21 protein-coding genes are annotated in these 23,738 nt (G+C 50.6%); 6 read left to right on the plus strand and 15 right to left on the minus strand.

The window, feature by feature from the left end:
* Nucleotides 1-92 precede the first annotated feature (92 nt).
* From sufB to MKX70_RS29325, 6 genes are all read right to left on the minus strand, one after another.
* Nucleotides 93-1,490: a Fe-S cluster assembly protein SufB gene (gene sufB / locus MKX70_RS29300; RefSeq protein WP_042234443.1), complete on the minus strand. Its 1,398-nt coding sequence runs from the start codon at nucleotides 1,488-1,490 to the stop codon at nucleotides 93-95.
* Between the two features lie 19 nt (nucleotides 1,491-1,509).
* A complete protein-coding gene (sufU, locus tag MKX70_RS29305) occupies nucleotides 1,510-1,947 on the minus strand; it encodes a Fe-S cluster assembly sulfur transfer protein SufU (RefSeq protein WP_042234441.1) in 438 nt (145 codons plus the stop codon).
* Complete coding sequence (locus tag MKX70_RS29310; protein WP_042234438.1) at nucleotides 1,934-3,160, minus strand: cysteine desulfurase; 1,227 nt, start codon at nucleotides 3,158-3,160, stop codon at nucleotides 1,934-1,936. The genes sufU and MKX70_RS29310 overlap by 14 nt, the downstream gene beginning before the upstream one ends.
* A complete protein-coding gene (sufD, locus tag MKX70_RS29315; RefSeq protein ID WP_042234435.1) occupies nucleotides 3,157-4,458 on the minus strand; it encodes a Fe-S cluster assembly protein SufD in 1,302 nt (433 codons plus the stop codon). Before sufD ends, MKX70_RS29310 begins: the two co-directional genes overlap by 4 nt.
* A gap of 25 nt (nucleotides 4,459-4,483) precedes the next feature.
* Nucleotides 4,484-5,266: a Fe-S cluster assembly ATPase SufC gene (gene sufC / locus MKX70_RS29320; protein ID WP_042135273.1), complete on the minus strand. Its 783-nt coding sequence runs from the start codon at nucleotides 5,264-5,266 to the stop codon at nucleotides 4,484-4,486.
* Between the two features lie 228 nt (nucleotides 5,267-5,494).
* Nucleotides 5,495-6,535 carry a nitroreductase family protein gene (locus tag MKX70_RS29325; RefSeq protein ID WP_340841391.1) on the minus strand — a complete coding sequence of 347 codons (1,041 nt, stop codon included), beginning with the start codon at nucleotides 6,533-6,535 and terminating at the stop codon, nucleotides 5,495-5,497.
* Between the two features lie 209 nt (nucleotides 6,536-6,744).
* On the opposite strand from MKX70_RS29325, the gene MKX70_RS29330 reads away from it, so the two are divergent.
* Nucleotides 6,745-7,248 carry a MarR family transcriptional regulator gene (locus MKX70_RS29330; RefSeq protein WP_042234433.1) on the plus strand — a complete coding sequence of 168 codons (504 nt, stop codon included), beginning with the start codon at nucleotides 6,745-6,747 and terminating at the stop codon, nucleotides 7,246-7,248.
* Nucleotides 7,249-7,715: 467 nt separating this feature from the next.
* Here the strand turns inward: MKX70_RS29330 and MKX70_RS29335 are convergent, their stop codons facing one another.
* Both MKX70_RS29335 and MKX70_RS29340 read right to left on the minus strand, forming a co-directional pair.
* A complete protein-coding gene (locus tag MKX70_RS29335; RefSeq protein WP_042234430.1) occupies nucleotides 7,716-8,177 on the minus strand; it encodes a Dps family protein in 462 nt (153 codons plus the stop codon).
* 288 nt (nucleotides 8,178-8,465) lie between these two features.
* Entirely contained in the window at nucleotides 8,466-8,768 is a 303-nt protein-coding gene (locus tag MKX70_RS29340) for a YunC family protein (RefSeq protein WP_039307501.1), read from the minus strand.
* A 215-nt stretch (nucleotides 8,769-8,983) separates the two neighbouring features.
* On the opposite strand from MKX70_RS29340, the gene MKX70_RS29345 reads away from it, so the two are divergent.
* Nucleotides 8,984-9,508: a hypothetical protein gene (locus tag MKX70_RS29345; protein WP_042234428.1), complete on the plus strand. Its 525-nt coding sequence runs from the start codon at nucleotides 8,984-8,986 to the stop codon at nucleotides 9,506-9,508.
* A 51-nt stretch (nucleotides 9,509-9,559) separates the two neighbouring features.
* Here MKX70_RS29345 and MKX70_RS29350 read toward each other — a convergent pair whose 3' ends face one another.
* The gene (locus tag MKX70_RS29350; RefSeq protein ID WP_042234425.1) at nucleotides 9,560-9,937 is read right to left on the minus strand and encodes a DUF423 domain-containing protein; all 378 of its coding nucleotides are present in this window, start codon (nucleotides 9,935-9,937) and stop codon (nucleotides 9,560-9,562) included.
* A 164-nt stretch (nucleotides 9,938-10,101) separates the two neighbouring features.
* Here MKX70_RS29350 and MKX70_RS29355 point away from each other — a divergent pair, with 164 nt between their 5' ends.
* A complete protein-coding gene (locus MKX70_RS29355; RefSeq protein WP_042234422.1) occupies nucleotides 10,102-10,563 on the plus strand; it encodes a hypothetical protein in 462 nt (153 codons plus the stop codon).
* A gap of 95 nt (nucleotides 10,564-10,658) precedes the next feature.
* Here the strand turns inward: MKX70_RS29355 and MKX70_RS29360 are convergent, their stop codons facing one another.
* Nucleotides 10,659-13,316 (minus strand): copper amine oxidase N-terminal domain-containing protein, encoded by a 2,658-nt coding sequence (locus MKX70_RS29360; RefSeq protein ID WP_340841392.1) that lies wholly within the window; start codon nucleotides 13,314-13,316, stop codon nucleotides 10,659-10,661.
* 260 nt (nucleotides 13,317-13,576) lie between these two features.
* Nucleotides 13,577-14,488: a hypothetical protein gene (locus tag MKX70_RS29365; RefSeq protein ID WP_340841393.1), complete on the minus strand. Its 912-nt coding sequence runs from the start codon at nucleotides 14,486-14,488 to the stop codon at nucleotides 13,577-13,579.
* 268 nt (nucleotides 14,489-14,756) lie between these two features.
* On the opposite strand from MKX70_RS29365, the gene yhbH reads away from it, so the two are divergent.
* The 3 genes from yhbH to MKX70_RS29380 all read left to right on the plus strand — a co-directional run bounded on the left by yhbH (nucleotide 14,757) and on the right by MKX70_RS29380 (nucleotide 17,178).
* Nucleotides 14,757-15,917 (plus strand): sporulation protein YhbH, encoded by a 1,161-nt coding sequence (gene yhbH, locus MKX70_RS29370; RefSeq protein ID WP_042135257.1) that lies wholly within the window; start codon nucleotides 14,757-14,759, stop codon nucleotides 15,915-15,917.
* A 353-nt stretch (nucleotides 15,918-16,270) separates the two neighbouring features.
* Complete coding sequence (locus MKX70_RS29375) at nucleotides 16,271-16,600, plus strand: PadR family transcriptional regulator (RefSeq protein ID WP_042234417.1); 330 nt, start codon at nucleotides 16,271-16,273, stop codon at nucleotides 16,598-16,600.
* Nucleotides 16,597-17,178, plus strand: a complete 582-nt coding sequence (locus MKX70_RS29380) for a DUF2812 domain-containing protein (RefSeq protein ID WP_340841395.1) — start codon at nucleotides 16,597-16,599, stop codon at nucleotides 17,176-17,178. Before MKX70_RS29375 ends, MKX70_RS29380 begins: the two co-directional genes overlap by 4 nt.
* Nucleotides 17,179-17,887: 709 nt before the next feature.
* On the opposite strand, the gene MKX70_RS29385 is transcribed toward MKX70_RS29380, so the two are convergent.
* From MKX70_RS29385 to MKX70_RS29400, 4 genes are all read right to left on the minus strand, one after another.
* Entirely contained in the window at nucleotides 17,888-19,393 is a 1,506-nt protein-coding gene (locus MKX70_RS29385) for an alpha-glucosidase/alpha-galactosidase (protein WP_340841396.1), read from the minus strand.
* A gap of 133 nt (nucleotides 19,394-19,526) precedes the next feature.
* Nucleotides 19,527-20,429: an AraC family transcriptional regulator gene (locus MKX70_RS29390; protein WP_340790227.1), complete on the minus strand. Its 903-nt coding sequence runs from the start codon at nucleotides 20,427-20,429 to the stop codon at nucleotides 19,527-19,529.
* A gap of 467 nt (nucleotides 20,430-20,896) precedes the next feature.
* Nucleotides 20,897-21,559 carry a Type 1 glutamine amidotransferase-like domain-containing protein gene (locus tag MKX70_RS29395; RefSeq protein WP_340788889.1) on the minus strand — a complete coding sequence of 221 codons (663 nt, stop codon included), beginning with the start codon at nucleotides 21,557-21,559 and terminating at the stop codon, nucleotides 20,897-20,899.
* Nucleotides 21,560-21,646: 87 nt separating this feature from the next.
* Nucleotides 21,647-23,701: a methyl-accepting chemotaxis protein gene (locus tag MKX70_RS29400; protein ID WP_042234409.1), complete on the minus strand. Its 2,055-nt coding sequence runs from the start codon at nucleotides 23,699-23,701 to the stop codon at nucleotides 21,647-21,649.
* Nucleotides 23,702-23,738 lie beyond the last annotated feature (37 nt).

Consider the following 23,738-nt stretch of genomic DNA (forward strand, 5'->3'; position numbering starts at 1 on the left):
AACAAAAAAATGCCCACAGATCTTAGACAATATTACGTCAAGAATCTGTGGGCACGTACTGGATATTACTTAATTATACTCGAGGCTCCTGTTTAACCGATAGAGCCTTCCATCTCGAACTTGATCAATCTGTTCATCTCTACCGCGTATTCCATCGGCAGCTCTTTGGTGAACGGTTCGATGAAGCCCATAACGATCATTTGCGTAGCTTCGGCTTCCGTCAGGCCACGGCTCTGGAGATAGAACAGCTGCTCTTCAGAGACCTTGGATACTGTAGCTTCATGCTCAAGCACGATGTTATCGTTCATGATCTCATTGTAAGGAATCGTGTCCGAGGTGGACTCGTTATCCAGAATAAGTGTATCGCATTTGATATTGGATTTCGCGCCTTCTGCCTGACGGCCGAAGGAAGCGAGTCCGCGGTAAGTGACCTTGCCGCCGTGCTTGCTGATCGACTTGGAGACGATGGTGGATGTGGTATCCGGTGCCAGATGAATCATTTTGGCGCCTGCATCCTGGTGCTGGCCTTTGCCTGCTACCGCGATGGACAATACCGAACCCTTGGCTCCGCGGCCTTTAAGCACGACAGCCGGGTATTTCATTGTCAGCTTGGAACCGATGTTGCCGTCTACCCATTCCATGGTGGCATTTTCTTCGGCTACCGCACGTTTCGTTACAAGGTTGTAGATATTCGGCGCCCAGTTCTGAATGGTCGTGTAACGAACACGGGCATTCTTCATGCACAGAATTTCAACCACTGCACTATGCAGGGAGTTGGTACTGTAGATCGGTGCGGTACAGCCTTCGACGTAATGCACGAAGCTATCCTCATCTGCAAGAATCAGCGTACGCTCAAATTGTCCCATGTTCTCGGAGTTGATCCGGAAGTAGGCCTGCAAAGGCACTTCACATTTCACACCCTTCGGAACATAGATGAAGCTACCGCCGGACCAGACTGCACTGTTGAGTGCGGCGAACTTGTTGTCTGCCGGAGGAATGATCGTCCCGAAGAACTTCTTGAACAACTCCGGGTGATCACGCAGTGCAGAATCCGTATCGGTGAAGATTACACCTTGATCTTCAAGGTTCTTCTGCATGCTGTGGTAAACAACCTCGGATTCGTACTGCGCCGAGACACCGGCCAGGAATTTCTGCTCCGCTTCCGGAATGCCCAGCTTATCGAAGGTTTCCTTGATCTCCGAAGGCACTTCTTCCCAAGTCTTACCCTGTTTCTCAGAAGGTCTTACATAATATTGAATGTCTTCGAAATCCAGATCGTCCATATTGCCGCCCCATGTTGGCATTGGCATCTTGCGGAACTGCTCCAGGGACTTCAGACGGAAATTAAGCATCCATTCCGGCTCGTTTTTGATTGCGGAGATTTCCCGGACAATTTCTTCCGTGAGTCCTTTACCAGACTGAAATATCGACTTGTGCTCGTCACGGAATCCAAACTGGTATTCCTCCATATCAGGCGCTTTCTTAGCCATGGTGTCAGCCTCCTTGTTTCTAATGTTGTGGGTGATTCTCTTCCGTATCTATGCCTTTGCGAAGCGCGTTCCAGGCCAGTGTGGCACATTTGATCCGCGCCGGAAATTTATTAACACCGGACAGGGCTTCAATATCTTCGTAGTCTCCGAAATCTGCTGCTTCACCCTTCATCAGAGAGGAGAAGCTGTCCGCCAGTTCAAGCGCATGCGCTACAGTCTGGCCTTTGACCGCTTCCGTCATCATCGAAGCCGACGACATGCTGATTGAACAGCCTTCGCCGCTATAACGGGCGTCCTTGACGACGCCGTCCTCTACCTTAAGCTGAAGCGTAATGCGGTCGCCGCAGGTAGGGTTATTCAGCTCAATCTTGAGTGCATCATCTTCGAATGAACCACGGTTCCGGGGATTTTTGTAATGATCCATAATTACGCGTCTATATAAGTCATCCAAGTTCATAGGCGAAATACTCCTTTGCCTTGATTAAGGCTTGAACCAGCGAATCTACATCCTGTTCCGTATTGTACAGGTAGAAGCTGGCCCGAGCTGTAGAGCTGACCTCCAGCCAGCGCATCAGCGGCTGGCAGCAGTGATGTCCGGCGCGGACAGCAACCCCTTCCGCATCCAGCACGGTAGCTACGTCATGCGGATGGACATCACCAAGGTTGAAGGTTACTACTCCAACCTGACGGTTTCGGGGGCCGTAGATCGTCAGATCACTGATCCCTGACAGGCGCTCCTCCGCATAAGCGGCAAGCTGCATCTCATGACGGTGAATATTATCAAGGCCCACTTCCTGCAGGAAATCAATCGCTGCTCCCAGTCCAACGGCACCTGCAATAATCGGTGTCCCGCCTTCGAACTTCCAGGGCAGCTCTTTCCAGGTCGATTCGTACAGACCTACATCATCAATCATCTCGCCGCCGAACTCGACAGGCTCCATGGTCTCCAGTAGTGCCTTCTTACCATACAAAGCGCCGATTCCGGTAGGGGCGAGCATCTTGTGACCGGACAGTGCATAGAAGTCACAGTCCAGATCCTGCACATCCACCTTCATATGCGGTGTGCTCTGTGCTCCATCCACCACGATTACGGCGCCGTTGCGGTGAGCGATTGCTGCAAGCTCTTTGATAGGATGGGTGACACCCATAACATTGGATACATAAGCAATAGCTACGATCTTGGTCTGAGCCGTGATCGTCTTCTCTGCATCCTCCAGCGTCACCGTACCATCCTTCTGCAGAGGAATGAATTTCAGGGTTGCCCCTGTCTTCTTGGCCAGCTGCTGCCAGGGAATGAAGTTACTGTGATGCTCCATCTGGGTAATCACGATCTCATCCCCCTCCTGCAGGACAGAAGGTCCGTAAGAGGAAGCTACAATGTTAAGTGCGCTTGTAGTACCGCGTGTGAAAATAATCTCCTTCGTGCTGCGGGCATTAATGAACTTAGCCAGCTTCTCGCGGGCGCCTTCATAAGCATCCGTTGCCCGGCTGCCCAGCGTATGCACTCCGCGGTGGACATTGGCGTTATCCCATTCATAATAAGACTTGACCGCCTCAATGACCTGGCGCGGCTTCTGGGAAGTGGCCGCGCTGTCCAGATACACCAGTGGGTGGCCGTTAATATTCTGATTCAAGATGGGAAATTGCTCCCGAACTCCGCTGCTAATCATTGGCCTAACTTCCTTTCCACAAGAGATTGGAGCTGATTGCGCAGTCCCTCCAGTGGAATTTGCGACACAACAGGAGCCAGGAAGCCATATATGATCAGTGTTTCTGCGTCATGCCGCGTAATTCCCCGGGACATCAGGTAATAGACTTGCTCGTAATTGACCTGTCCTACGGAAGCGGCATGGCCTGCAGTTACATCATCTTCATCTATAAGGAGGATCGGGTTGGCGTCGCCGCGTGCTTTGGGACTCAGCATCAGAACCTTCTCGGTCTGCTGTCCGTCCGCTCTTGTCGCACCTTTCTCGATCTTCGTAATTCCGTTAATAATGGAAGTGGCCGAATCCCGCATCACTGCGCGGGTAATCATATCACTCGGAGTGTTTCTGCCAAAATGCTGGGCCTGTGTAGTGTAGTTCAGCTTCTGCGAACCGGTACCTACAGCAATTACCTTGGCATCCGAGCTTGAGCCGTTACCCTTCAGCACAGACTTGGTGTCGCTCGCCGTATCGCCATAGTTCATCTCACCGATGATCCATTCGATCGTTCCGTCATTCTCCACTACCGCACGGCGGTAGGTAACATCCGTGGTATCTTGCCCAAGCTGATGCACCGTGGCATAGCGTACTGTGGCTCCCGCCCCTACAAATACCTCAACGGCCCCGTTATGCAGACCCGCTTCGGACTTATCCGATACATAGTTATCTACGTAAGTTAATGAACTATTCGTATCAGCAACAATCAGAATATGCGGGACAAAAGCAGCCTCTGCATCATCCGTTAACAGCACCGCCTGCAGCGGGGTTTCGATGATGACATTCTTCGGAACATAGAGGAATACCCCGCCGTTCCACAGCGCTGCATGCAGTGCTGCGATGGAATGCTCTTCAGGCAATACTGCCTTATGCAGATAACGCTGCACCAGATCACCATGCTCTCTGACTGCTGTCTGCAGATCAGTGAATATCACGCCTTGCGCAGCCAGCTCAGGAGCCAGACGGGCATATACGGCTCCCGAATTGCGCTGAATGATCAGGCTGCCTTCCTCCTGATCCTTGATCAGAGCGGCAATTGAAGCAGGTGCTTCGCTAAGGGATGTGAATGCCTGGCTTGCCTTGTACTCTCCGTAGTTGTTAATGTTCCAGCGGTCAATCCGTGTCTTCTCCAGCTTCGGCAGGGCAAGCTCAGCGGCAAGCTCCAGTGCCTTCAAGCGGCTGTCCTTCAGCCAGCCCGGTTCGCCGCTGCTCTGCGATAATTCGCCGAGCTTCTGGGCATCCACGGGAAGAATGGTTTGCGTCGTCATAAGTGGTTTCCTCCTTCCAGCGTTTCTAAGCTTCTTGTCCTACAGTTTCGTCTTCAATGCCGAGTTCTTCCTTAACCCATTCATAACCTTCTGCTTCCAGACGTTCCGCAAGCTCAGGGCCGCCGGATTTCACAATCCGTCCCTGCATCATGACATGTACATAATCAGGTTTGATGTAGTTAAGTAAACGCTGATAGTGAGTGATAACCAGGAATCCGCGTTCCGGACTGCGCATGGAGTTCACACCATCGGCAACAATTTTGAGTGCATCAATATCAAGACCGGAGTCGATTTCGTCAAGAATGACGATCTTAGGGTCCAGCATCATCATTTGGAGAATTTCATTACGTTTCTTCTCACCGCCGGAGAAGCCTTCGTTCAGGTAGCGGTGCAGGAATTCAGGATTCATATCCAGTTCCTTCATCTTAGCTTCCATCAGCCGGATGAAACGAATCAGGGAAATCTCACTGCCCTCTTCACGCCGGGAATTAATTGCACTGCGCAGGAAGTCGGAATTGGTTACCCCGCTGATCTCGCTCGGATACTGCATAGCCAGGAACAGGCCGGCACGGGCGCGTTCATCCACTGCCATCTCGAGCAGATCTTCACCTTCAAGCACGGCTGTGCCTTCTGTAACCACATACTTTGGATGACCCATCAAGGCTGAGGCCAAAGTACTTTTACCAGTACCGTTCGGTCCCATGATGGCGTGAATTTCTCCGCCCTTCATTTGAAGGTTGATCCCCTTCAGAATTTCTTTTCCTTCAATCGTCGCTTTCAGTCCCTCAATGACAAAATCTGCTGCCATAATTATTATTCCCTCCATTGATCGATTTGCGAAATCAGAAAGTTGTATTGTCACAGGATTTCCCTGATTACAAGCAATTAGATTTTATATCACATTATAATTATTATAAATTGAATCACATTGATTATCAATGATTCTCACTAATTTTATTACAAAGATCCGATTTTTACAAATACCCACTATCAAATTTATTACTCTGCAGCCTGAATCTGCAGCTATTAATAGAAATTATTGCCTGAGACCGCTCCCCCTGCTGAACTGTTCGAAAACCACTGGAGCAGACAGGGAATTAGAGACTCTCTTCTCTCCCCCCAGTTCAAGCACAGCAACGATCCGTTCCCGGGGGCGAATTCCGAATGACCTGCACTGATCCGCGTCATAAATCCATTCGGGAATCAGGCGGCGCAAGTTCCATGGTTCGGACTTGGCCAGCAGCTGAAAGTTCTGGATCAGACAGCACACTGCCGCATAATCCTCTTCCTGTCGGTGAAGATCCGATTCCTCCGTAGCTACGACCATAAGGAACGGTATTGAAGCTTCCTCTCCAGAGGCTCGCAGTTTCCGGGCAGCTTGCCCCCCCGTTACATAGATAAAACGCCAGGGTTCTCTCATTCCGTCATTTGGCGCCCATACAGCCTCGTTAAGCAGTTTCAGGATGCTTTGCGAAGAAACAGGGTTGAGATCCGGATGTAATCTGTCGTCTTCACCTATTATACTCCAACGCTCCTCTGCCGGGGTTCTTTTCCGGGCTTTCGGCGTCTTCTCGAAGTAGCCGATTTCCATCATCCCGGCAAACCTCTCCCCTTCTCTCAGGCCTATTGCAGTAAACAATGATTCGCTGCAAAACATGGGATCCGTATACCACAGCATCCCTAGCCCTTGTTCCCAGCCCAGCAGCTGAATATTCTGCATAATGCTGCAAACCGCAGCGTAATTTTCGTCGCGCTGCCGCTGCTTGTCGGCGGATTCAGCAATGAAGACTACGTGAGCGGGAATATCCGTTACTTTTTTTTTTAATAACTCTGTAATTTTGGCAGGAAGGAGTTTTCCCAGATGACTTTCCTTCATCTTGGCAATCATGCTGTCAGCCAGCTCTTCACGTGCCTCCGGTGTGGCGAAATAAAGACAGCGCCAATACGGCGTCCCCTCAGCTTCGTACAGGCTTGCTGCCTCATTCAGCAAAGAAACGATCCCTTCTAATTCGACCGGCCTTGCGCTGAATTTCCGAATGGTCCGCCGTTCTCTTATCGCTTGAGACACATTCTTCATCGTTATCCTCCCCGAAATATTGTTAACATTCAACAATTTAAATTGTTTACTAGTAAACTATATTTCGTGAAAACATAGCTGTCAATCTATTTATTGGAATAAATACTGAGCTTTAATAGTTAAACATCGAAATCCCTCGTTAGTTTACAAGTGAATAATTTAGAGGTAGGATAAAGATAATTTTGCATAACAGGGAGATGCCAATCCTTATGAACTCATCCGAAGGACTTAAGCGGTTGCTGTATGGCCGCTTACTCCACTTAACGCATTTAAACGAACAGCTTTTTGCATCCGAGCTCGATGCATTCGCTGATCTTACCCGTCAGTATGGGCTGACTTTCACTTCAAACTCTTTGACAAGCATTCATGTCATTGACTGCATCGGCAACCACGAGCCTATTAACAGCACCTCGATTGCGGAAAAAATGAATTTGTCCAAGGCGAGCATTACGAAAATCAGCGGCAAGCTCCTCCAGGAAGGCTGCATTAAGCGCAGCCGGATGAATGACAACAGGAAAGAAGTCTATTTCAGCCTTACCCCCAAAGGCAGGCAGCTCTTTGTCGTTCACGCCGAGATGCATGAAAACTTTGAACAGAGCTTTATTCAGGGTTTGAACACATTCTCGGAGGCGGAACTGCAGGCTTCATTGAAATTTATTCAAACCGTGATAAGTCATAGTGACACTATGATTAAAAATGACGAGAATTCCTAGTCAGTATAAAGCTTACTTAAGATTTGAACTTGAAGCTTAGCCGTCACTGCGGTGAACATTTGGAGCTCCTATAACAGCATCTGATTTAAACTAGTGATAACTAATTTTGTATATCGCTTGCTGATGGTTTGCTTGCAATGATCCTATTCCGGTATATGCGTATGCTTAGTTGTATTTCGTACAATTAAACTGCCTTTGGACCTAGGTTCTCACCCATTCGGACAGATTTAGTTGTACAGACTGCAGTTGTATGATGCAGGCAGCCCTTTTCGCTGTTTTTAACTGCACAATATACAACTATTACTGAATTTCCACTTGGAACTGAATATATTCATTGCTGCAATTTTAAATGAACTCTCTTCTTTAGTTCGTAGCATAAATAAAGCCTCCCGCACGGTATTACCCAGGGGAGGCTTTGTTTATGCTTTTGTCTCAAACTTACACAGCAAGGATTATCCAGCTATCACTCAGCCCAGGAAAGAGCGCAGCATCCATTGGTTCTTCTCAAGATCAGCGCGAATCTTGATGAACAGGTCGGCAGTCGGCTGATCGCTGACTTCTTCCGCCAGTTCGATGCCTTCAGTCAATTCTTCCGCTACTGTAGCGAAATCTTCGATGAGTGCCTGCACCATGCCCCGTGCATCTTCCTTGCCGGTTGCTTCCTGAATAGTGGCAATTTCCAAATATTCTTTCATCGTCGCTGCAGGACTGCCTTTGATACTCAGCAGGCGCTCGGCAACCTCGTCCATTTTGAGCGTGATATCATCGTACAGTTCTTCAAACTTTACATGCAGGGCAAAGAACTGCTCACCTTTCACATACCAGTGATAATTATGCACTTTCACATATAGAACGTTGAGGTTAGCTACCTGACGGTTAAGTACCTGTTCCAATGAAGCGGTATTTACTTTGTTTGATGCTTTAGCCATGAGTTGATCCCTTCCTTATCCATATATTTGCCGGCTGCTTGTCCATCATCCGGCTATGCATTAGTCTATTCTCCATTTACCCTTCTGCCCGCAGGGCGAAACAAAGGAGGACACTGGACAAGCACCTTTTTCCCCGCCGCGTCCTGCCGCTTCCGGTCCTAACCCTTAGGATGAGCCAAGGTTCCTTACCTTATGCTCCGGAACATGTGATACAACATAATTATTCTTATTTTCAAGGCAAAAAGAGGGCCACCGGCCCCCTGCTGAGTACTCATCCAGTCTGCTGTCCTACACCATCAGCAGCAGGGCCTCCGCCCCAGTCATGCCTGGAACGATGCCAAGCTTCTCTGCCTCTATTGTAACGGATTCCAGCGGGGCAGCCAGCAGCTGCGGTAATGTGCGTACCCCCACTGCCCGTGCGGCAATAATCTGCCGGTCACTCAACGTATTATTGAGCAGTCCTATATCCAGCGCCCCGCACATGATATATCCACGGCTTGTGCTGATGCTCAGCAGCGTAGTTTTGGGCAGCTTCACTTCAACCCCAACCAGGACATAATCGCCTACCTGTACAGGCTCCAATGTTACCATTTGCAGCACCTCCTATAATCACGTTCCACGATCTAAGTTATGCGTCCTACTTCAGCTGCGTGTGGACGATTGTCCTAGTTCCTTAATAAATTAGAGGGGTCATAAGTCCTTAATTCTCTGCCGGAGGGTATATAAATTCTGCATGTTTAATGGTATAGTTTAAATACTATATAAATATTTGATGAATCGTGTTAAACGATAAAGCTGGGGGATTAATGGACAAGAAACTACAACACACAGATGGCAACTATCTCTTCAATGTCGACATCCTGATTAATGCCCGTACTAACCCGCTTGCATTGCAATACTTACTTGAAATGTTGAACAACAGCGATAAAATCACAGATTTCAACATTAACTCCGGTCTAGAGCTTGGAAGAACTATTGAAACACTTCTGAGATCCGCTAAAATGGCTCTAAAAAATGATTCCTTTACTCCAGTTCCAGTTTCAGTGAAATTGCCAGAAAAGCCAGCGGACAAACCTGCTGATAAACCTGCCGCCAAGAAGCAGCCTGTAGTAACACCGTCGGAAACTCCGGCCGATGTGTTCGGTAAGATCAGGGAATATATTCAGAGCAACCAGCTGGTCCGGCTGAGAGCGAACCGGCACGGCAAGCAGGTGTCTATGCCCTGCCGGATTCTGAACTTTGATGAAGGCGCTAACTCGCTAAGCGTGTACCATGTTGACGAGAAGCAGGTCTACACCTTCAAGCTCAATGAAATCGACGAATTTTTGTAAGCAAGCTCAAACAAGCACCCGCCCTGGATTCCGGGGACGGGTGCTTGTTTATTAGTCCTTGCGCGAGAAAGCCTCCACAGCTAAGCATATCCAGCCGGCAAGGAAGCATACGCCGCCGATGGGTGTAATAGCCCCAAGAATTTTGATCCCGGAAGTGCTGAGGATATACAGGCTGCCGGAGAACAGAATAATTCCCGCACCTATCAGCCGGCCCGCCCAGGCAAGCCGGGCACTCTCTCCCCATTGGCCTGCTGCCAGGCCGATAAGAATCAGAGCCAGAGCGTGAACCATATGATACTGGACACCGGTCTCGTACACTTTCAGGTACTCTTCACTGATCACAGCCTTCAGCATATGTGCGCCGAACGCTCCGATTCCCACAGACAGCATAGCCAGCACAGCTCCCCAGGCTACCAATCTTCGTTGCATGGATATACAGCTCCTTTGTCTCTTGAACTCCTCCTATCTTAACGTATCCGCATGGCTGATTTCCAGCAGCAGAATTTGCGGATATTTCTGCCGTAATACTTGCTTTTAGAGCCATCTTATGGAAAAGTGATACTATCAATCTTTTATCCCAAGGAGTGCAGCCTATGGACCATAATCCCCCACCCAAACCGGAAACCGCCCCATCCCGGCCCGCAGAATGGGGCTCATCAGAACAGCCAATACCTGCTGATCCAGCATACGCGTATCAGGAGAACAAACGCGACTTCAAGCACTCAGGCCCCGGTATCGTTTCTTTTGTCATTGCTCTGTTTACTCTGGTCGGTTATGCAATTGCGTTTGTGTATGTTGGTACACAGGCATCTTCCATCATGAATGAGAATAATAAGCTGATTGCCGATTCAGCGGAAGTGATTATGTATTTGGGCTTATCCGTGCTGATTCTGGCTGCTGTTAATGTGATCGGAGCTGTCACCGGCATCGTCGGGCTTACGCTCCGAAGACGCCGTAAGGTATTCGCAGTCCTCGGCACCCTCATCAACGCCATTATCCTTCTGGTGTTCATGCTGTTGATTTCCATGGTTCTGATGAATGCAGGCGCTGCCTAGGCAGGCGTAATGAATTACACAAAAACACAGCACATCCCCATATTCACTGGAGACGTACTGTGTTTTCTGCTTTTATCACAGCTTAGGATCGGCAGTTATAGCTCAAACTCCTCGCTTGAATCTGAAAGTCCGCCATTCTGCACACCATAATTATTCGCTACGGCAAGAACATACACCTTGTATTTAATCCCGCTGGCAATTGCATTTCCGTTCGCATCTCTGGCTGCAGCTGCAACTGTCGGATTGGATCCGTTTGGAGCCACCGCCTTATACTGTGAAGCCGGCACTCCGAGCGCATCCGCTGCACCAAACCCTTGCTTGGAAGGGACTACGTATACCCGGTATTCCAGGATATTAGCCTCGTTCGATGATTTGGTGAAGCCGATCAGAAGGTTACCTTTGTCCACACTATAAGTTACATTCGTAACAGAGGTGACTGGGGTTTTGCTGGCTAGGGTAATCACTGACGATTCTCCGGACAACACGTTCGGGCCTGCATAATTCGCAATTCCGACGGACAATACATACACTTTATAGCTGATTCCATCTTTGATTGTAGTACCGCGCACATCTCTGGCTGAGGAGTCTAAAACTGTGCTGGTGCTATTGCCGGATGTACCTGCTGAAGTGTACGTGGAGACATTATTCGCATCAGACAAGCTGAAGCTATTGTAATAGGACGTAGGCACTACCAGAATCCGGTACTCTCTGATGTAGGTTTCATCCGCAGCATGAGTAAATGACACCTTCAGATCACGGCCGTCACCGAAATCGGTAACATCGCTGACAGCGAGGCCGGACACTGCGCTCACACTTGAGGAATTCAATAACGTAATTACCGATGAAGCTGAGGAAAGTACACCTGACCCCGAGTAACTTCCGCTTCCAATAGATAATACATACACCCGGTAACTGATCTCATTCTTAAGCAGATTCCCGCGCACATCTCTGGCGGAGGAAGTTAATACCTGGCTGGTCGTGGAGCCCGATGTACCTACTGATGAATAATTTGCACTTGATACATTATTCGCGTCAGACAAGCTGAAGCTGCTGTAATAGGATGTAGGCACCACCAGAATCCGGTACTGGCTGACATAAGTCTCATCTGAGGCATGGGTGAATGACACCCTCAGGTCGCGGCCATCCCCATTATCGTTAACGTCAGTCACACTCAGGTTAGTCACAGCACTCATGCTGAAATCATTCCATAGCGTAATTTCGGCAGAGGCAGGAGAAAGAATATTGGACCCTGCATTCCCCCCGCTTTTGACAGATAAAATATACACTCTATAATTGATTCCGCTCTTCAGCAGCGTTCCGCGCACATCTCTGGTGGACGAGGTCAATACCAGACTGGTAGAAGAACCGGAAGTACTCACAGCAGTATAGTTGGCTCCCGATACATTATTCGCCTCAGACAGGCTGAAGCTGCTGTAATAGGATGTAGGCACCACCAGAATCCGGTACTGGCTGATATACGTTTCGTCAGCGGCATGGGTAAAGGATACCTTCAGGTCACGGCCGTCATTATAGTCGTTAACGTCAGTGACATACAGGCTCGAGATCCCAATGCTGGATAAGGTAACCGGAGACGAAGCAGCGGATAACAGATTATTGGCGGTATTGCTGCTGTCAACTGCCATGGCGAATACCCTGTAGCTTACCCCTGTCTGAATCAGTGCTCCATCTGTATCCCTGGCTCCTGAGGACAGAATCTGGGTAAGATTAGCACCTGTCTTGGTGACTTGTGTGTAATAGGCACTGACGACAGAATTGGCTTTGGCCAGATTAAAGGCTGAATAGTTAGCCGCTTTAACCACAAATATCCGGTAAGAGCTGATCTTGGTCTCATCTGCCAGCTTGTTAAAGCTGACGGACAGATCGCGCCCGTCACCGTAATCGCCATTATCGGTCACTTGTACATTGTTTATTACCGGTGCAATGTTATTGGTCAGAGTAAGGGTCGAAGAACCGCCGGAAAGCGCGCTGATGTTACTTCCTTTGCCTATTGTAAGGACATAAGCCACATACCCTTGACTGCTTTTAATTACTTCTCCATCTGCCGTTCTCGAAGCAGAAGTCAGTTTAACCACAGGATTGGTGCCTGTTACCATAACTGAGGAGTAATTAGATGCGGGCACAGCAAGTGCTGACGACAGATCAAGCGAATTCCCCGCCTTGACGATCAGAACGCGGTAATGGTCCACCAGAGACTCATTAGCCACCCGGTTGAAGCTGATCTGCAGGTCGCGTCCATCACCAAAATCACTGATATCCTGCGTGGTTACGCCGGATACCGGAGCGGTATTAACAGCGGCCGGAACCGGAGTGGTTACCGTCACAACCTTGGTGGTCTGATTCCAGCCCACTTCCCGGCCCAGCGCTTCACTTACGAACCGCGTCGGAACCATTGTTCTGCCCTTCAAATTCTGACCGGGCACATCCAGGCTTACAGACTGATTATTAATCGTAGCTGTCTTGGAGCCGATCTTCAATATAACCGTTGTACCCTCCTGCACCGCCGTTACGGTCTGCGTCTTCTGATCCCACTTGATAGCGGCATTGAAGGCTTCGAAGATTGCACGCAGCGGCACCATCGTCCGTCCGTTCACCATTACCGGAGGCTGATCCGTAGACAACTGGACGCCATCAACAATGATGCGGATCGGTGTGACTGCTGCCTTAGCCGGCGATTGAAATAGTAATGGAATTATCAGTAACCCCACTACAATAGAAATCCATAACTTCTTCACAAACTCATCCTCCCAGATAGGAAAAAAATCTCAACTATTTCTATCTCTTTGACGTAAGATCACGGGTAAAAGTTTCTCGCAAACCGGTTACAATAAAATAATTTTTTGGAGGTTGAATCATGCCGCAGACAAGTGAAAACGGTAGTCCCCCTTTATTAAGGACACTACCGTTTCCATGGTAAAGATTAGGATAATGGATGGCGACGAAGCCTATGCATTCTTATCTTGTAAGCTGGCGGTGCCGCTTCGCTGCTCTGCGCTTACTGATTAACCAGTGAATCCAGTGAAGCATACACATGAGGCCCGAAGCCTTCCGAGGCTTCCCGCTGCGGAATGTTCAGCCTGATGAGATAGCCTTGGCCGTCAACTTCCTTCACTGCAACCTGGCGTGTCAGACCAGAGCCCATTGCGGTAAGATACAAGCGGATGCCGGACATCCTCCGGTCCCGCTCTTCCCGGGTAAGCGCCGTAACCTTGCCTGTAGCCGCAAGCTCAGCCTTCCCCTCTTGCTCTATGGCATCCAGATTGAAATCGGCTGGAAGCTTGATAATTTCGGCGTAATACCCCGGGTCTACCTTCATCGCCAGCTTGCCGCTAGCCGCGTCAAAGCTGAAGATATCGAATACATACAGGGAGTACCCTTCTCCCTCGGCAAGTGCTGCCGTCTTCTCTTCCTCCATTCCTTCCAGCGTCAGCTTGAAGGTCTGAGTCTCAGGGAGAGCACCAGCCTGCGGAGCAGCCTCTCCGCCTTCCGCCTTACTCAGGCTGGATAATACTCGCTGAATCGCGGTACCGTCACTTCCCACTACTTTCTCGACATATGCAAAAACAACGGCATCATTCATCTCAAGCAGGTCCGGCGCATTCTCTGTGCCCGCACCGAGCTCAAAGGCTGTGGGTCCTTCTTCAGTCTCAATCTCTACAGAATGATTATCAATCTGTCCGATATACACGCCGGATCCCTGAATAACCTGTGCCTCTGCAGCTCCGGTTGGACTTGGCGGGAGAGCAGGGCTGGGGGTTGGCGCTGCTGCGGTCTCTACAGGTGCAGATGTCGGGCCCGCAGACGGTTCTCCGGGTGCTTCAGCCGGATAATTCCCGCCGCAGGCGGTTAAGAACAGCATTAATAGAGCGGCTGTTGCGATAGTAGGTAGCAATCGTTGTGATTTCATGGTGGTTCCTCCTCAATAGCATACGGTAAGGTCAGATCCTGCTGCTTACCTTAATAAGGATTACCCCGTAAGCAGGGTTGCATAAACTTGCCGGACGGGGCTGGGCATCCCCGATAGATGTTTACATTACTCTGTAGAGTCCGCCCGAACAGCTATAAACTGCTCACATATCCCCCATCCCCATGAATATACTTTAGTTACAACCAGCCGCACCCATCACAAGTGTAGCCTGTACCAATTTCAAGAGAATCATGGGAGGTGGTCATCCTTGCCCCAGCCAACCGGTCCATATGCCTTTGTTGTGTCTAAAGAAGACTGGTCCCTTCACCGCAAAGGCCATCAGGATCAGGAGCGTCACCAGCAAAAGGTCAGAGAAGCCATTAAGGACAATCTGCCGGATCTCGTTACTGAGGAGAACATTATTTTGTCGGGCGGCAAGCAGATTGTGAAGGTGCCGATCCGCAGTCTGGATGAATACCGGATTATCTATAATTTCCGCAAGCAGAAGCATGTCGGCCAGGGGGACGGGGAGAGTCAGGTAGGCGATGTACTCGGACGCGATTCGCAGTCCGCCCAACCGGGCAAAGGTGACAAGGCGGGGGATCAGCCCGGGCAGGATACCGTCGAAGCTGAAGTGGATATTGAGGATCTGGAGGATATACTGTTCCAGGATATGGAGCTTCCCCACCTGAAGCCGAAGGACAAGGAAGAAATCGAGGTTAAGTCCATCGTCTTCAACGATATCCGCAAAAAAGGTATGATGTCGAACATAGACAAAAAACGCACACTGATGGAGAATCTCCGGCGCAACGCCAGCAGCGGAAATCCGGGAATTCACAGTATCAGCCCGGACGATCTGCGCTACAAAACATGGGATGACATTACCGTTCCCCATTCCAATGCCGTAATTATTGCGATGATGGACACCTCAGGCTCCATGGGTACTTTTGAAAAATACTGCGCACGCAGCTTCTTCTTCTGGATGACCCGCTTTCTGCGCCGCCAGTATGAGAAGGTTGACATTGTATTCCTGGCTCATCATACCGAGGCCAAAGAGGTAAGCGAGCATGACTTCTTCACACGCGGCGAGAGCGGCGGCACCATCTGCTCCTCGGCTTACCAGAAGGCGCTGGAGATTATCGACAGCCGCTATCCTCCGGCCAAATACAACATTTACCCCTTCCATTTCTCGGATGGCGACAACCTGACCTCCGACAATGAACGCTGCGTCAAGCTGATCGGAGAACTCCTGAAGCGCAGCAACATGTTCGGCTATGGCGAGGTGAACCAGTACAACCGCAGCAGCACACTGATGTCCGCCTACCGCCATCTGAAGCAGGAACAGTTCATGCATTATGTCATTAAGGATAAGAAGGAAGTCTATCAGGCGCTGAAGACGTTTTTCGGTAAAAAAACAACCGGGGCTTAAGCTGTGGTGTATCCCGTGGCTTACAGCAACAAGATGACAACATTATACAGGATGCTTATTTCGGCATTGTTCCCCCTCCGTCTCCAGGCTAAAAAGCATCCCCTTGCGAGCTATTCATCCATCGCAAGGGGATGCTTTTTGCTTTTTGCTTTTTGCTTTTTGCTTTTTGCTTTTTGCTTTTTGCTTTTTGCTTTTTGCCTGTATTTTCCGCAAAGTCCTATTGACTTCTATATCGGCCACCGATATAATATGTATATCGGTAGCCGATATAGCGTTAGACGATGTAACGGCGATTGCTATAACGTCAATTGATGTAAGGGTCCGTTAATACAAGACTAAGGCAGGTGAGGCATTTGTCAGGAAGCAATGAATACGGGGCGCTGACAGAAGGCGTATATTATATTCTTCTGTCACTGTTCACCCCGATGCACGGCTACGGAATTATGCAGAATGTGAAGCTGCTGAGTAACGGGCGCGTGGAGCTTGGCGCCGGCACGCTGTATGGCGCACTTGGCACGCTGGTGGAGCGGGGCTGGATTGAACCGCTGGCGGGCGGCCAGGATACCCGCAAGAAGGAATACCGGATTACGGAGTCAGGCAGATCTGCACTGCTGAGCGAAATGACCAGGCTTGACGAACTGCTGTCTAATGGAAGAAAGCTAATAGGAGGCGAACCGGAATGAGTCATGCGGTACGCAAGTATTTCTCGGATTTTGAGAAGGAAGAGCAGTGGCTGAATGACATGTCCGCCAAAGGTCTTGCGCTTGTTGAATACTCCTGGGCCCGTTATGTATTTGAAGAGAGCGCCCCGGGGGAATACATCTACCGGCTGGAGCTGCTGGAGGAGGATCCGAAGAAAGCCAAGTCTGCCGAATACCTGCAGTTTATGGAGGAGACCGGAGCCGAGCGTGTACCAGCCGGCAAAAAGCCGTCGGGCAAAACTGTATATGTCAACCCGCGCTGGGTAATCTTTCGAAGAAAAGCAGCGGAGGGTGCTTTTACCATCTATTCGGATACCGATTCCAAAATCAAGCATTATCAGAGAATATACCGGTTATGGATTTCGCTCGCGGTGATGGAGCTGATCATTGGCGCCTTTAATATATTCCTGGTGTTTGTGAATAATCCCACCGCCCTCAACAGAATCAACCTTATTATGGGCCTGTTGCTCATCGTTCTGGCCCTGTTCTTCATTTCAATAAGTATGCCTATCCGCCGCAAGATTACCAAGCTGCAAAATGACAAGCTGGTGCGGGAGTGAGCCTTAGTACTCCGCAAGGCGTTCTGCGGTGACGATATGGGCGTTGGCGGGCGTTCTGCGGTGATGATTCGGGTTTTGGCGGAGCGTTCTGCGGTGATGATTCGGGTTTTGGCGGAGCGTTCTGCGGTGATGATTCGGGTTTTGGCGGAGCGTTCTAACGGCGCGTCTCCCCGCTCCGGCTCTATTCAGTCTGTGAAAAGGACTGAGATTCCGCTATTCCGTCAGATTGGGCAGATTCGCGGGCCAAGCGGACAGAGATTCCGTTAATTGTCCGATGAGGCTTCATTTGTGGCTCAAATGAACAAGATAACGGAATCTCAGTCCGAATCAGCGTCAATATGAGGCTTTTGGTCAAAATAGCGTCTTCTCAGTCCGCTTCATTCCGACTATGCCGTCTGCACCAGTAACTCCCCCACTTGCGCCACAACCGTCACATCCGTCACATCCGTCACATCAGTCACATCCGCCACTACCGTATCTTCCCCCTTTTTCCGCCTCTCACGCCACTACCGCTTCTTCCGCCACTTTCACTTTTTTCCTCCCTCCCGCCACATCCACTTCTCACGCCTCTCCCGTCTCTACCCCCTCTCCCGCCACTCCCCCAATTTTTCCATTTCCGGTTTCAATCTATTTTGTGTGACCTTCACATCCCCGAACCATCAATAAAAAGCCGGAAGCAAACGGGCTGCTTCCGGCCGAAATAACTTATTTAGTGCACTTTCTCTCTATCCTTGCCCTTATCGGACTCCCCGGCGTTTTTGTTCGCGGCCTCACGGTCCTGCATCATCTCGTCCACCGTCTTCACCTTCAGCCGGGCAGCGCCTTCGTTACCGGCATTCGTCGGGATCAGATTCCCGGAGGCCAGGCGTTCCTTCGCTTCAGCGATGGCTGCACTGTATTGCGGCAGCCATTGTTCTCCGGCAACCAGCATCTCATCGACCATCTGCCAGATTTCCTTCGGATTGCACACTGCACCAACCAGCGGGTCCATCATGAAGGCCTGGCGCAGCAACTTATCATCGCCATGCACAGCCGCTTCCACAGCCAGACGCTGCACGGAGATGCTGACGTTGCAGACAGCCGCCAAGCCCAGCGGCAGATCGCCAACCAGCGGCATCGAGATACCGTTGCGGTCTACATACCCTGGAGCTTCAATAATGGCATCATCCGGTAAATTGGAGATTACCCCGTTATTCACAGTATTGAAGTGGCCTCTGTACACTCTTCCTGTCTCAAGACCTTCGATAATATAAGAGCCATGCTCCTCGCCACGGTTGTCTCGGGTATACTCCAGAGCCGGGTCCTTCATCCAGTTCGGGAAGTCCGTCTCGAACCAATTGCGTCCCTCCGTACAGACTCGCAGGTATCCTCCTGTCTCCCCGTTGATCCACACGCCTAGATCAATCCAGTCCATGATCTCGCTGGCACGCTTGCGGTACCAGGGAACATATTCGCTCAGGTGGCCATTCGACTCTGTGCTGTAATAGCCGAAGCGGCGGAGCATATCAATCCGCACCTTCTCTGTACGGCTATACTCCGGATGCTGCTCGAAGGCCTCCAGCAGACCAGCCGTCAGATCCTCTCCCTCATGCTTCGCGGAGATGTACCACGTCTGGTGATTGATTCCGGCGCAGATAATATCGACCTGCGACTTCTCCAGCCCGTAGACTTCAGCGATCTGATGATGTCCGTGCTGTACACCATGGCAGAGTCCGATGGTCCGTACACCGCCATATTTATTGCAGGCCCAGGTAAGCATGGCCATCGGATTCGAGTAATTCAGGAGCAGTACATCCGGCGCAGCCGTCTCCCGGATATCCCGGCAGATCTCCAGCATCTCGGCAATGCCGCGCTGTCCGTACATGATCCCTCCCGCACACAGCGTATCACCTACGCATTGGTCCACGCCGTATTTCAGCGGAATGTCCACATCGGTGGCGAACGCCTCAAGGCCACCCATGCGGATAGTGCAAAATACGTACTTGGCATCCTTCAACGCTTCTCTCCGGTCCGTGGTGGGAGCGATCACAATATCCAGGCCGTTCTCCTTAATATCCCGCTGGCACAGCTCGGTGACCATCTGCAGATTATGGCTGTTTATATCCATGAATGAGACTTCTATATTACGGAATTCCGGTACTGTCAGCAGGTCGCGCAACAGCCCGCGTGTAAATCCGATACTGCCCGCCCCGATAAAGGTTACTTTAAAAGACATCGTTATCATCCTCCGGCTAAGAATAGTGGGTTCCTGTCCATTGTAGCAAGGAGGATAGGGGAAGCGTAACCAATATCATGACCACTTTGCCGTCATAGTGTCAACAATTCTCACCTTTAGAGTGGAAACCATTCTATTCCTCACTCCAGGAATGGCGGTCCAGCGAGTTGCGGTATTCGATCGGAGTACATCCGGTATACTTTTTGAACAGGAGATGAAAATACTGCCTGCTGCTGATGCCCACATAATCGGCGATCTCCGCGACCGGAATCTCACTCTGACCAAGCAGCATCCGTGCCTTCTCCATACGTAGCCTGTTCAGATAATCGGTTAGGGTCTGGCCGGTATGTGTCCTGAAGATCCGCTGCAGATAGCCCGGGTGGACATTCACAGTGAGCGCGACTTCCTTGACTTGAATACTCCGGTCATAGTTCTGGTGCAGGAACTCTACCGCGCGCCGTACATAGAGCTGTGAAGGCTGCTGGCTGACCGGCAGCGATTCCAGCCGCAGTCTGGACAGGCGCAGCAGCAATTCCGAGAAGAGCAGATTCGCCATGCTGTTACCGCGTTTCCCCTGCTGATCCTGATCCAGCTCCAGCACCAATGCCTTTAGTACATGAAACACCTCTTCCTGGTCTGACAGCACCAGACTATCGAAGGGACTCTGCAGCAATTCCGCCAGCGCCTCCTCCTCCCGGGCCAGCCTGCCTACCGAGGGAGCTACACCGCCGTACTCTGTGAACGAGAATTCCACATTCAGCATCCGGCAGGAGGCCCCGTCTTCGACGATCAGCCTGTGCGGAACGCCTGCATCCAGCAGAATCATTTCTCCCCGCTTCAGCCGGAAGGGAGTATGTCCGCCCGATTCATCCCGCACCTCGACCACACAGCTGCCTGAGATGAGATACATGATTTCTGTGGAGTTATGGTGATGGTAGGCCATCGTGTAGTTGCTCCACTGCTTGTAGTAGTAGGCCAGGAATCGCGGGCTGTAATCCCCGTCAAGCAAGGACTGCTGAAAAAGACTTCCGTTCAACTCCGGCATCCCGCATGCCCCCTCTCCGCTAGTATTCATAGCACAAGTGTATCCCGTGAGGTCACCCAGGACAAGAAGCAGGCTGAAGCCCACTACCGGAATAACATAGCTTAATAAGTGAATTATTTCTTGAATGTAAACTAGAATATCGGTGAGGATCACATAGATTCAGAGCTTCCTCCTCGCAGAGAATCGAAATTATCGAATGCTCTCTCTATTAGAGTATATGTACAACTTTAGTTCATGTAGCCGAGGGTTTTCCAGAGTATTGTTGTATGAAATACAAGAATTGGTTCATTCATCCGATTGGACTAGAAGAAATGTTGTATTTCGTGCAGGATTTTCGCTTATTTATGATGTGCAGCACAGAGAATAACACAGAAAAACAAGAGCAAAGGCACGAAGCGCTCTACTCTTGTTTTCAATGATCCTATCTAAGTGTCTATCTCTGCTCTTGTTCGCCATGATTAATAAATTTTAGTCAAAACATCATTCACCACGCTATACACTCCGCCGCCCTCCACCATTTCCAGCGTCCCGTTCAACAGGTAGATCCCTGTCTCTTCATCGATCCCGTAATTCGGAAGATCGCCGAACGTACGGAGGGCGGTTCTTAAATGCTCTTCATCATCCCACTGGGTAAAATGTACGGACAGCAGCAGCTCAGGGATCAGCTTCAAGCCCTTGCGGTGATCAAACAACCTGCTTTCGTTGTCCTTGGCCGAAATAATACACAGCTCCGGGCTGATTAAAGCTCCCGCCGAGAACCCCGCAACCGGAACGCCAAACTCATACCTCCGTTTAATAGCGCCGCCTATCGCGGTATCTACAATATAATCGGCATACAGGTCCGTATCCCCGCCTCCGATGATAATACCCGAGCAGGTCTCTATGCTCTGAACAACAACATCGGTAGGTGTAGCAGGCAGCGGGAGATAACGGAACTCTGTTAACCCTGCATCAGCCAGCGGACGCGTATAGACCGGCACGTAATCTTCCCAGCTCTCCCCACGCTCCACGAATAATACAACAACAGGACCTGCCCCTTCACCCGCTTTATCTTTAAACTTCCTTGCCAGATCCGGCGTAAACGGCGGGCCCCCGCCATTCAGAAATAAGTGCTTATCCATAACATCACCTTCAGCTTTTTACAGACAACTATAACGACATGTGCAAACTCTGGCAATAGTACTTCACTTTATCAACTACACACCGGCTCATCCCTGAAAAGAAACCATCGACTGCTTCAGTTTCTCCGCTAGCACCTCCAGCTTACCTGACAGAGCCACCAGTTCCTCGCTCACTATGAATTGCTGTGAAGACATCGAAGCCACCTCTTCTGTTGAGGCACTGGTCTGCTGAACGACCGAGATTACACTCGCCATGGATTGCCCCAACTGCTGCCGATAACCGGTCAGCTCCTTAACCGCCGCCGAAGACTGGCTTAGATAACCGCTGAACACTTCCATCTCCGCCCGCACACTTTCAAAGATAAGCGAGGATTCCCGGACTGAGGTTATCTGCCCGCTGAACAGCGGTGCTGCTTCACTCACTACCTTAACCGTGTTCTCGATATGGCCGCTGATCTCCTCCGTAATTCTGGAGACAGACGCAATCGACTGGCTGGATTGGTTAGCGAGTCCCCTGATCTCATCGGCAATGACAATAAAGCCCCTCCCCGCAGCCCCCGCACGTACAGCTTCAATCGAAGCATTAAGCGCCAGAATATTCGTCTGCTTGTTCATGGCGATCATCGGGGAGAGAATGCTGCGGATCAGCACCGTGCTGTCACGCAGCATAGCCGAGTTCTCCTGAATCAGATTCATCATCTTCAGGGCAGATTCGCTTTGATCCACCAGCTTCTTCATCAGCTCCGCTCCCTGGCCGCTTACCGCCATGACCTTTCCTGCGGAATCGGCCATGACTGCATTCGTCCCCGCCACTTCGTCCGTCTTGTCTCCCATCAGCTCCACCTTGCGGTTGCTGCTCTCCGCTTCTGCTGCCAGGCTGGCTGCCCCACCGGCGATCTCCCCGGTTGCGGCAGCCACTTCCCTGGCATGAGTGCGGGTCGCACCCGAAGCAAGCACCAATTGCTCGGACGTGGCCAGTACCGCTGCCGCCGAACTGCTGCTCTGGCCGGCCAGCCTTGAGATCTGCTCCATCATCCGGTTGAAGCTGTGTCCCAGCCGCCCGATCTCATCCTGGCCCTTGAAGTTCGTCCGCACCTGCAGATTCCCCTGTTCGCCTTCCTCCATCAGCCGGGCCAGCTTGCCCAGCGGCCGGCCAATTAGCCGCACCAGAATATAACCAATCACCAGCGCGATCACAGCCGCAGCCAGCACAACCAGCAAGGTAATATAGAGCAGCCGGTCTGCCGAATTAGTGAAATCACTTACCGGTGCATAACCCAGCAGTGTCCAGTCAGCTGTCACCAGCGGCTGATAGACCACAAGCTGTGAGCTGCCCTGCTCATCAGCCGCAGTGAAGGATTGCTCCATTCCTTCAGCTTTTACCTCCGCAGGTTGTATGTAAGAGGGCTGTCCGAGCAGCCCGTTATCCGCCCCGTACACAATATTTCCGGCCCTGTCAAGAATGCGGATCTCCCCGTCAAGTCCGATATGCAGATTGGATAACACATCGCTCAGAGCTTTACCCTTCACCTCAATCAGCATATAATACTCCGCTGCCGGGTTCTGGATATTCCTCAGCAGACGGCCCATTGTCATCGAGGACTCACTGTACGCATCGAAGAAGCCTTTGGCCCGTACGGGGAACCAGACCGGATTGCCTTTGCCGTTATCGATCTCCTTCATGCGGGCAAGAACGCCTTCATCACTGCGCACGCCGCTGATGCCTGTTGATTTGTAGGACTCAGCATCCACCATGCTTCTTGCGACCAGCCGGACGCCCAGCAGCCGCTCATCGGAGCCCCGGACGGAATCCAGCTTACGGCGGATCCGGTCTTCAGCTGCCACCTTGGCTACTGTTCCGGCACCGGGATTATGGATAGTTTCCATATCTGATTTTAGTGCAGAGTCTACGGCGAATTGTCTTGAAAGCGCTTCATATTCAGCAAACAGGAAGTCCAGCTTGTCCGCCGCCTGCACAATAGACTGCGAGGATGCCGCTGCTACCTCGTTGGTAATGATACTTTTAGCAGCATAATAGGAGGTTAAGCCCAGCACAGAGGACAATAGCACAATTGTACAGAACAGAATCACGAATAATTTGACGCCAACCGATCTGAAGTTTAATTTCCGCTGCCGTTTCATTACACTCTCCCCTTTTATGTATAGGTAACAAGTACAA

It is taken from the genome of Paenibacillus sp. FSL R7-0312 (assembly GCF_038004445.1).
Classification (GTDB): Bacteria; Bacillota; Bacilli; order Paenibacillales; family Paenibacillaceae; genus Paenibacillus_AQ.